At 51.0% G+C, this 9,612-nt stretch carries 8 protein-coding genes and 1 tRNA gene; 8 read left to right on the forward strand and 1 reads right to left on the reverse strand.

The features are described from left to right. Window positions 1-182 precede the first annotated feature (182 nt). A tRNA-Ser gene (locus tag A0129_RS12730) sits at window positions 183-272 on the reverse strand. 68 nt (window positions 273-340) lie between these two features. On the opposite strand from A0129_RS12730, the gene A0129_RS12735 reads away from it, so the two are divergent. The 8 genes from A0129_RS12735 to A0129_RS12770 form a co-directional block, all read left to right on the forward strand. Next, window positions 341-754, forward strand: a complete 414-nt coding sequence (locus A0129_RS12735; RefSeq protein WP_291715511.1) for a hypothetical protein — start codon at window positions 341-343, stop codon at window positions 752-754. A 332-nt stretch (window positions 755-1,086) separates the two neighbouring features. Further along, the gene (locus A0129_RS12740; RefSeq protein WP_291715513.1) at window positions 1,087-2,406 is read left to right on the forward strand and encodes a CmpA/NrtA family ABC transporter substrate-binding protein; all 1,320 of its coding nucleotides are present in this window, start codon (window positions 1,087-1,089) and stop codon (window positions 2,404-2,406) included. A gap of 28 nt (window positions 2,407-2,434) precedes the next feature. Beyond that, entirely contained in the window at window positions 2,435-3,301 is an 867-nt protein-coding gene (gene ntrB / locus A0129_RS12745; RefSeq protein WP_291715515.1) for a nitrate ABC transporter permease, read from the forward strand. 11 nt (window positions 3,302-3,312) lie between these two features. Beyond that, a complete protein-coding gene (locus A0129_RS12750; RefSeq protein WP_291715517.1) occupies window positions 3,313-4,164 on the forward strand; it encodes an ABC transporter ATP-binding protein in 852 nt (283 codons plus the stop codon). Between the two features lie 185 nt (window positions 4,165-4,349). Then, window positions 4,350-5,471, forward strand: a complete 1,122-nt coding sequence (locus A0129_RS12755; protein WP_291715518.1) for a TRAP transporter substrate-binding protein — start codon at window positions 4,350-4,352, stop codon at window positions 5,469-5,471. A gap of 80 nt (window positions 5,472-5,551) precedes the next feature. Then, window positions 5,552-6,121 carry a TRAP transporter small permease subunit gene (locus tag A0129_RS12760; protein ID WP_291715520.1) on the forward strand — a complete coding sequence of 190 codons (570 nt, stop codon included), beginning with the start codon at window positions 5,552-5,554 and terminating at the stop codon, window positions 6,119-6,121. Window positions 6,122-6,136: 15 nt separating this feature from the next. Continuing rightward, window positions 6,137-8,011, forward strand: coding sequence for a TRAP transporter large permease subunit (locus A0129_RS12765; RefSeq protein WP_291715522.1), 1,875 nt, complete (start codon window positions 6,137-6,139; stop codon window positions 8,009-8,011). 356 nt (window positions 8,012-8,367) lie between these two features. Next, window positions 8,368-9,612 (forward strand): integrase arm-type DNA-binding domain-containing protein (locus tag A0129_RS12770; RefSeq protein ID WP_291715524.1); only part of this gene is annotated, 1,245 nt, incomplete at its 3' end.

The raw sequence follows: 9,612 nt of genomic DNA on the forward strand, positions 1-9,612 counted from the left end.
AGGCGAAAAGCTTCTCACCCAACGCCGCACCTGCGTGCCGCTTCACGCGTCACTGGGTGTGTCGATTCTCCCGGCTTTTCGCTCATAGGCGAAAAGCTTCGAATCCCTCACGCAAAGCCCGCAGGGGCTTTGCTCATCTCCGCTGCAAAAACAAAAAGCCCCTTCCGGGGCTTTCTGTTTTTTGGCGGAGAAGGAGGGATTCGAACCCTCGAAGAGGTTACCCCCTTACCTGATTTCGAGTCAGGCCGATTCAGCCGCTCTCGCACTTCTCCATGGGGCGCAAGTATATAGTATTCGGGCAGCATCCAAAAACACCCAAAACAACAAACGGAGACAACTTTTGAATCACACAGCTAACCATCGGTTCATTTTTCTGGGCTTTATTGCAGCGGGGCTTACCAATATTTTAGGCATGCTCGCGGCAAGCGAGTTTTTCACCAACCAGGCTTTTCACGAGTTATCACCTGAAGTTTTTTCTGATTTCGGTACCTTCATGGTCATGGTGTGGGGGCTGGCTTATTTGTCTGTGGCCAAACAAGCACATCAGTTGCCTGCAATCTGTTTTGTATTCGCCTTTGAAAAAGCGATCTATGTATACACCTGGGTCATCTGGATCACCAGGAAGTCAGACATGCTCCCAATCATCAAGGAAGAAACGCCCCTGCTCGCCCTGTTCTATTCAAGCTATGGGCTCATCGATTTGGCCTATGCGCTGTTTTTTGCATGGGTAGGCATTCGCGCACTTCAAAAGTAAGCACCGAAACACGCACAACAAAGCGGTGCATGCACCAAATCCATCAAAACCGGCGCACCGATTTATTTGGTGCGCCGCACCAAACTCGCTCCACGCACCAAAATTAGCGTGGAATCCCGCACTGATTTAACTCAATTTCACAAGCGTGCGCCCCTTTTTTGCATGGCACACATTCTGCTAAGTGTCTACTGAGACCATGACCAACGACGGATCAGGTCAATTGCATTGAAGTGATTGAAGTACCGGACAACGGCGTCCATCCCAAACTTGCTTGGGCAGGTGTGGAGATGTGCGCCATTTTTTCTTGTGTTGAATTTAGAAGGACGCACACCATGAGCAACAAACCAACCAATAAAAAAGCCGAGTTGTCGGAAACACGCCGCACGTTCATCAAACAATCCGCAGCGGTATGGGGTTCAACCTTGCTCGCCGGGTTTGGTGCCCCCTCCATCGTCATAGCCCAGTCCACCAAACTGGAAACCACAAAAGCCAAGTTGGGATTCATTGCGCTTTCCGATGCTGCACCCTTGTTTGTCGCCGACGAAAAAGGTTTCTTCAAAAAGCATGGCATGACCGATGTTGAAGTGTTGAAGCAATCCTCTTGGGGCACCACCCGCGACAACCTCGTACTGGGCTCGGCAGGCAACGGTATTGACGGTGCACACCTTCTGACACCGATGGCTTATCTGCTCACTACCGGCGCCATCACCACCAACAACATTCCGGTGCCGATGAATATTCTGTGCCGCCTGAACCTGGACGGCCAAGGTATCTCGGTCAGCAATGAATTCAAAGACCTCAAAGTGGGCACCAACGCCACTGAATTCAAGGCAGCACTGGCTGCCAAGAAAGGCGGTGGCAAACCCGTTAGTGCTGCCATGACTTTCCCGGGCGGAACGCACGACTTGTGGATCCGCTACTGGATGGCAGCCGCAGGCATCGACCCCAATAGCAATGTATCCACCATTGTGGTTCCCCCGCCCCAAATGGTGGCCAACATGAAAGTGGGCAGCATGGATGCCTTCTGTGTGGGCGAGCCCTGGAACCTGCAACTGATTCACCAGAAAATTGGCTACACCGCGGTCACCACCGGTGAGCTTTGGAACAACCACCCAGAAAAAGCCCTCAGCCTGCGTGCGGATTACGTGCAAGCCAATCCGAATGCAACCAAGGCCATTCTGAAAGCGGTCATGGAAGCACAAATGTTCTGCGACGACCCAGCCAACAAAGATGAGGTTGCGAAAATCTGTTCACAGCGACGCTGGATCAACGCACCGGTGGGCGACATTATTGAGCGCATGAAAGGTCAATTCGATTATGGCACTGGCCGTGTCGAAGACAACAGCAAGCACTTGATGAAGTATTGGAGCAACCAGGCGTCTTACCCATTCCAAAGTCACGACCTGTGGTTCATCACGGAAAACCAGCGCTGGGGCTACCTGCCAAGCAAGCTGGATACCAACGCACTGATCAAGAAAGTAAACCGCGAAGACATCTGGAGAACCGCGGCGAAAGAGTTGGGTGTAGCCGCCAAAGACATTCCGGCCAGCACCTCTCGTGGCGTTGAAAAATTCTTCGACGGCAAGGTGTTTGATCCGAAAAACCCGAAGGCATACCTCGACAGTCTAGCCATTAAAGCGTTGAAGGCCTGATTCATCTAAGCAATAAGGACACATCATCATGATGAATACCGACACACTTGAGCGCCTACAAACCGCCACCAAGGTAAAAAGCAAACCCTTCGTTGAAACTGCTTACTTCAAGCAATTGAAGGAGAGCATGGGCAAGATTGTTCCTCCGATCGTCATCATGGGTATTTTGCTGTTGATCTGGGAAATTCTGTGCAGCGGTGAAGGCGCGCGTTTGCCTGGCCCAAGCAAAGTAATCACTGACACGTGGGAATTAATCACCAATCCGTTCTACAACAACGGCGGAAGTGATGTAGGCATGGCCTGGCAAATTCTGGCCAGCCTTGAACGTGTCGCCATGGGTTACAGCCTTGCTGTAGTGGTGGGCGTCGCGCTGGGTGTGTTGGTGGGTCAATCCACCTGGGCTTTACGCGGGCTTGACCCACTGTTTCAGGTACTGCGCACCGTACCCCCACTCGCCTGGTTGCCTTTGTCACTGGCTGGCTTTCAGGATGGAAACCCATCGGCGATTTTTGTGATTTTCATTACTGCCATTTGGCCCATCATCATCAATACCTCAGTGGGTATTCGCAATATTCCTGAAGACTATCGAAACGTGTCACGTGTCATTCAACACAATGGCATTGAGTACTTTTGGAAAATCATGCTGCCTGCCGCCGCGCCCTATATATTCTCCGGGCTTCGCATTGGTGTGGGCCTGAGCTGGCTGGCCATCGTTGCGGCAGAAATGCTGATTGGTGGTGTCGGTATCGGCTTCTTCATCTGGGACGCATGGAACAGCTCGCTTATCAGCGACATTGTTTTGGCGCTGGTGTATGTGGGCATCGTCGGTTTCATCCTCGACCGCTGCGTCGCCTGGGTGGGCAAGAAAATTACACGCGGTACATCTGCTGGTTAAGGAGTAATAACATGAGCGATCGATTTTTAAGTATTTCCCAGGTGCAAATGCGTTTCGAGCGCAATGGCATCGTGAACCCAGTATTGAAAGACATCAACCTGGAGGTGAATCGTGGTGAATACATTTCACTGATTGGTCACTCGGGCTGCGGAAAGTCCACCGTGCTGAACATCATCGCAGGTTTGCTGACAGCCAGCGAAGGCGTGGTCATTGTCGACAACAAGGAAGTTAACGCGCCGGGCCCCGACCGCGCCTTGGTGTTCCAAAACCATTCCCTGCTGCCTTGGCTGACGGTGTATCAAAACGTGGAAATTGCAGTTGAAAAAATATTCAAAGGCAAAAAAAGCAAAGCAGAGCAGCGTGAATGGATTTTGCACAACCTTGACATGGTGAACATGAGCCATGCACTGGATCGTTTGCCCTCTGAGATATCGGGTGGCATGAAGCAACGTGTGGGTATTGCACGTGCACTGGCCATGGAACCCAAGGTGTTGCTCTTGGATGAACCCTTCGGTGCACTGGATGCGCTCACCCGCGCCCACTTGCAAGATGAAGTGATGCGAATTCAAAATGAGTTGAAGAACACCGTGGTCATGATTACGCACGATGTGGACGAAGCTGTGTTGTTGTCCGATCGAATTGTCATGATGACCAACGGCCCTTCAGCCACCATTGGTCAAATTCTGAACATTGATCTACCCCGACCACGGGACCGTTTGGCCTTGGCCGACGACCCCACGTACAACCACTACCGGCATGAAGTGCTCAGCTTCCTGCATGAGAAGCAAAGAAAGGTAGAAGCAATCCACAAACATCGTCTGGCGAAAACCAGCAACGACAATAAGGTTAGCGCGAGCGCCTGAAATCAAACTCAACCCGCCAAAAACCGTCGCAAACCATAGCGGCGGTTTTTTTTCGTCCCTAGGGAAAGTACCGATGGGTAAGGGTTTGCTCCTATTTAGTTCGAAGTGGGTGGCTATCACAATGCAGGTTCGAAAAGTAAAACCAAAAACAACAGTCGAAAGCTAAATCAATTTAAGGAGGCAAAATGACTGACTCAGTGAACAACCAAAAGCGCCGCGATTTCATCAAAGGCACATCAGTGGCTGCAGTAGGCGCAGGCGCCATGGCGTTCCCCATGATCTCCACTGCGCAAACAGTGAACATGCGCTTCCAGAGTACATGGCCCCAGAAAGACATTTTCCATGAATACGCGGTTGACTTTGCAGACAAAGTGAACAGCATGACCGGTGGTCGTCTGAAAATTGAAGTGTTGCCTGCTGGTGCGGTGGTAAAAGCCTTCGACTTGTTGGACGCAGTGAACAAAGGTACTTTGGACGGTGGTCATGGCGTTATTGCTTATTGGTACGGCAAGAACCCAGCGGTTGCGCTGTGGGGTTCAGGCCCCTCTTTTGGCATGGACGCCAACATGCTTTTGGCATGGCACAAATACGGCGGTGGTAAAGAACTACTGGAGGAAATTTACAAAGAGCTGAACATGGATGTGGTGTCCTTCATGTCTGGCCCAATGCCTACTCAGCCACTGGGCTGGTTTAAAAAGCCAGTGACAAAACCTGAAGATCTGAAAGGTTTGAAGTTCCGCACAGTCGGTTTGTCTGTGGACATCTTCACGAAAATGGGCGTAGCTGTTAACGCGCTACCAGGCGGAGAAATCGTTCCAGCGATGGACCGTGGCCTTCTGGATGCAGCCGAATTTAACAATGCCTCCTCCGACCGCGTTCTGGGCTTCCCAGACGTGTCCAAGGTTTGCATGTTGCAATCTTTCCACCAGTCTTCTGAACAGTTCGAAATCATGTTCAACAAGACCAAGTACAACAAGCTGCCTGCTGAAATCAAGGCGATTATCGCCAACGCCGCTGAAGCAGCATCTGCAGACATGAGCTGGAAGGCTGTTGACCGCTACTCCAAGGACTATGCTGAAATGCAAAGTAAACAAGGCGTCAAGTTCTTCAAGACGCCCGACAGCATCTTGAAAGCACAATTGAAAGCTTGGGATGAGGTAACCACAGCCAAATCTGCTGAAAACCCCATGTTCAAGAAAGTGCTTGAGTCACAGCGCGCATTTGCTGCACGCGCAGCCAAATGGCAAGCCGACACGTCAGTCGACTTCAAGATGGCGCAAGCCTTCTACGCTCAGAAAAAGAAGTAATCAGTTGTTTTAGTCCTGAAAGCCAACATCTGCACAACGGATGTTGGCTTTTTTTTAAAACCGAACCCGAGGTTCACCCCATGTTAGCTTTCCTACATTTGGTCGACAGAATTTCCACCAAGGTCGGGCACATTTTTGCCTGGACCATCGTTCTGTTGACTGGCGTCATTGTGTTCGAGGTGTTTACCCGTTATGCCCTGAACAGCCCCAATCCGTGGGTATTTGACATGTCCTACATTTTGTACGGCATCCTGTTCATGATGGCAGGTGCCTATACATTGGCCACCAATGGTCATGTTCGCGGCGATATTCTGTATGGCTTTCTGGAGCCCAGAACGCAAGCCATCCTTGACCTGATCCTGTACTTCGTTTTCTTTTTCCCCGGCATCATCGCATTGACCTACGCAGGCTACACGTTCGCTGACGAAGCCTGGGCGATCAAGGAAATGTCCTCCATCACTGCCGATGGCCCCCCAATCTACCCCTTCAAGGCTTTTATTCCCTTGGCTGGCCTGTTCTTGTTGTTTCAGGGCATCGTTGAAGTTCTCCGCTGTGCAATGTGTATCAAAGACGGTGCCTGGCCAAAGCGAGAGGACGACGTGGAAGAAGTGGACGTTGAGAAGCTGAAAGCGACTCTCGGCAAGAATTAACAGGATTCAATCAAAATGAAAAAAGAACTATATTTCGGCTTTGCCATCATGGCGTTGATCCTGCTCGGACTCGTCATTGCGATGCCTGTACCATCAGAGATGACCGATGGACACCTCGGCTTGCTGATGCTGTCGCTGGTGGTGGTTGCCATTATGCTTGGCTTCCCTACTGCATTTACCCTGATGGGTATGGGTGTGATTTTCACCTACTTCGCCTACGACGGAAATATACAAAAAACGCTGGACCTGATGGTGCAATCGACTTACAAAGTCATGACCAATGACGTACTTATTTCGGTACCACTGTTTGTATTCATGGGTTATCTTGTTGAGCGGGCGAACCTGATCGAAAAGCTGTTCAAAGCGTTGCATTTGTCCATGGCCCGGCTACCAGGTGCATTGGGCGTCGCAACCTTGGTCACCTGCGCGATTTTTGCGACTGCCACTGGTATTGTAGGTGCGGTGGTTACCTTGATGGGCTTGCTCGCCATGCCCAGCATGCTGAAAGCCGGTTATGACACCAAGATGGCTGCTGGTGCAATTACAGCCGGTGGTTGCTTGGGTATTTTGATTCCACCATCCGTGTTGCTGATTGTGTATGGCGCCACCGCTGGTGTGTCTGTGGTTCAATTGTACGCGGGTGCATTCTTCCCTGGATTGATGCTGACTGGCCTGTACATTGCCTACATCATCATTCGCGCCAAGATCAATCCAAAGTGTGCGCCTCCCTTGTCTGAAGAAGACCGCAAGGTCGCGCTGAGCCCAGTGCTTGATTCCTTGAAGCGCACCTACGGCAGCAGCCGTGCGGTATCCGCATTGGTCAACGGAATGAAGGGCCGCCGCGAGGGGAATCTGACAACAGCTCAGGTCGCTAACCAGTTCTTCATTGCCATGTTGCCGGCGATTTTCGCAGCGTTCATTCTGGGTCTGGTGTACTCCTCGTTGACAGCGCCCAAAGAGGCTGCGTTTGATACTTCAGGCTTGGTGACGTTTGGGTCTGAATACCAAGGCTCAAGCAACAGCAAATACGATTTCGGCTTTGACGAACCTGCTGGTGCAGAAACCACAGAAGCCGCGCCAGCCGTGGAAGAACCTGCGGCTGAAGAACCAGCAGCAGCGGCTGAAGCAGAGTCAACACCAGCTCCGACAAACTTCTGGATTTCATTGTTGGTGGTTGTGGGTGTGTTGCTGTACTACTATGCTCGCCTCAGTTTTGAGCGCCTCGAAGTGTTCAAGATGTTGTTGACTTCATTCTTCCCACTGGCCATCCTGATTCTGGCTGTGTTGGGCAGTATCGTGTTCGGTTTGGCCACACCTTCAGAAGCGGCGGCGGTCGGTGCCTTTGGCGGCCTGCTCTTGGCTGCCGGATATCGCCAACTCAATTTCCCAGTGTTGCGTGAATCAGTGTTTCTGACCTCCAAAACAACCGCGATGGTGTGCTGGTTGTTCGTCGGGTCCTCCATTTTCTCAGCAGCATTTGCATTGTTGGGTGGCCAGGAACTGGTTGAGCAGTGGGTGTTGTCTTTGGGATTAACCCCAATTCAATTCCTGTTGCTGTCTCAAGTGATTATTTTCTTGCTGGGTTGGCCTCTGGAATGGACTGAGATCATCGTGATTTTCATGCCAATCTTTATTCCACTGCTGCCCTACTTTGACATTGATCCGCTGTTCTTTGGTTTGCTGGTCGCGTTGAACCTGCAAACGGCGTTCCTGTCGCCACCCGTGGCCATGGCCGCGTTCTACCTGAAAGGTGTATCGCCACCCGGGGTAACTTTGAACCAGATCTTCTTGGGCATGATTCCTTTCATGTTTATCCAGATCTTTGCCATGTTCATTCTGTATGTGTTCCCACAGATCGGCATGTGGCTGCCAGAAGTGCTTTACAGATAACTGCAAGCCAGACATTACGTCACTTGACGCAGAAAACCGCCCTCTGGGCGGTTTTTTGTTTTCACGATCCGTTCGTTCCCGTTTGGGAACTCCACCGAACTATTATTTTCACGATCCGTTCGTTCGAATCTACTCAAAGCTCGCAAAAACAAAAAACCCGCCACAAGGGCGGGTTTTGATGTTTTTGGCGGAAGCTGTGTCCGCTTTTCACAATTCTTTTACATTCCGGTATCTTCCTTCAAAACCACCGCCATAGCTTGTTATCAGGCATTTGAGTTCCGAATTGTTCCACACAAGATTACGAATATCTGCTACCTTTACATGGGTAGAAACATGGGTAAGACTTCGGAACCAAAATGCCACGTTCAAAAATCAATATTCTCAATGCTAAAAGCAAGGAATTAACTGGTGCAGCAGAGCCGGGCTATTACAGCGACGGCGGGGGATTGTTTTTGCAGGTGAGCAACCAGGGCACCAAATCATGGGTATTCCGGTTCAAGTCCCCAGTGACATTGAAAGCCCGTGAAATGGGTCTAGGTTCAATCAATACCGTTTCCCTTGCTATGGCCAGGACAAAGGCACTTGACGCCCGCATTCAAGTCAGCAACGGCCTAGACCCCCTTATAGAAAAACAGAACGCTGAACACCAACGCCTGTTGGTTACTGCAAGAAAGGCCGCGACGTTTGCCATTTGCGCGCGGGAGTGTATCCAGACCCATGAAGCAAGCTGGAAGAATGCAAAGCACCGGGCCCAATGGGAAAGCACCTTGGAAACCTACGCCTTTCCAATCATTGGTAACAAGCCAGTGGATGAGATTGATGAGCAAATGGTTCTGCGTGTACTTGCCCCCATCTGGCACACCAAAGCGGAAACAGCTTCCCGGCTACGTGGCCGCATTGAAAAGGTACTTGACTATGCAACAGCCAAGAAACACAGAAGCGGAGAAAACCCCGCTCGATGGAAAGGCAACTTGAAAGAATTGCTGGGCAAGCAATCAAGGGACACCAACAACCAACCCGCCCTACCCTATTCGCGTGTAGCTGAATTCCTGCATGACCTGCGAACCCATGAGGGCATTACCGCAAAGGCTATTGAATTCGTCATTCTGACCGCTTGCCGTTCTGGTGAAGTGCGTCTGGCAACATGGGATGAATTTAACCTGGCTGAAAAGAAATGGACTATCCCCGCCAATCGCATGAAAGCAGGCAAAGAGCACACGGTTCCATTGTCTGAACAGGCCATTCAGCTATTGCAGACTATGCCCCGCATGGAAGGTAGTGAGTTTGTTTTCTTTGCCCCAAGGGGTGGCGCATTGTCAGATATGGCCCTAACTGCAATGGTGCGACGGATGCACGCCACACAAGTGGAGGCGGGGCAAACCGGCTATGTAGACCCAGCCCAAAAGGATTCAGAGAACAACCCACGAACAATTACCGTGCATGGATTCCGTTCGTCATTCCGGGATTGGGCCGGTGACACCACCAGCTACCCGCGTGAGGTTATTGAAAAGTCACTCGCCCACGGTATCAAAGACAAAACAGAAGAAGCCTATGCGCGCGGTGAACTACTCCGCAAACGCATCAAGTTGATGCAAGCATGG

Origin of the sequence: Limnobacter sp. CACIAM 66H1, assembly GCF_001601825.1 — a bacterium.
In the GTDB taxonomy this organism is placed as follows: domain Bacteria; phylum Pseudomonadota; class Gammaproteobacteria; order Burkholderiales; family Burkholderiaceae_B; genus Limnobacter.

Coding starts and splice junctions, on each gene's coding strand:
- A0129_RS12740 (WP_291715513.1), top strand. CDS start 1,087: ATGAGCAACAAACCAACCAATAAAAAAGCCGAGTTGTCGGAAACACGC.
- A0129_RS12750 (WP_291715517.1), top strand. CDS start 3,313: ATGAGCGATCGATTTTTAAGTATTTCCCAGGTGCAAATGCGTTTCGAG.
- ntrB (WP_291715515.1), top strand. CDS start 2,435: ATGATGAATACCGACACACTTGAGCGCCTACAAACCGCCACCAAGGTA.
- A0129_RS12760 (WP_291715520.1), top strand. CDS start 5,552: ATGTTAGCTTTCCTACATTTGGTCGACAGAATTTCCACCAAGGTCGGG.
- A0129_RS12755 (WP_291715518.1), top strand. CDS start 4,350: ATGACTGACTCAGTGAACAACCAAAAGCGCCGCGATTTCATCAAAGGC.
- A0129_RS12765 (WP_291715522.1), top strand. CDS start 6,137: ATGAAAAAAGAACTATATTTCGGCTTTGCCATCATGGCGTTGATCCTG.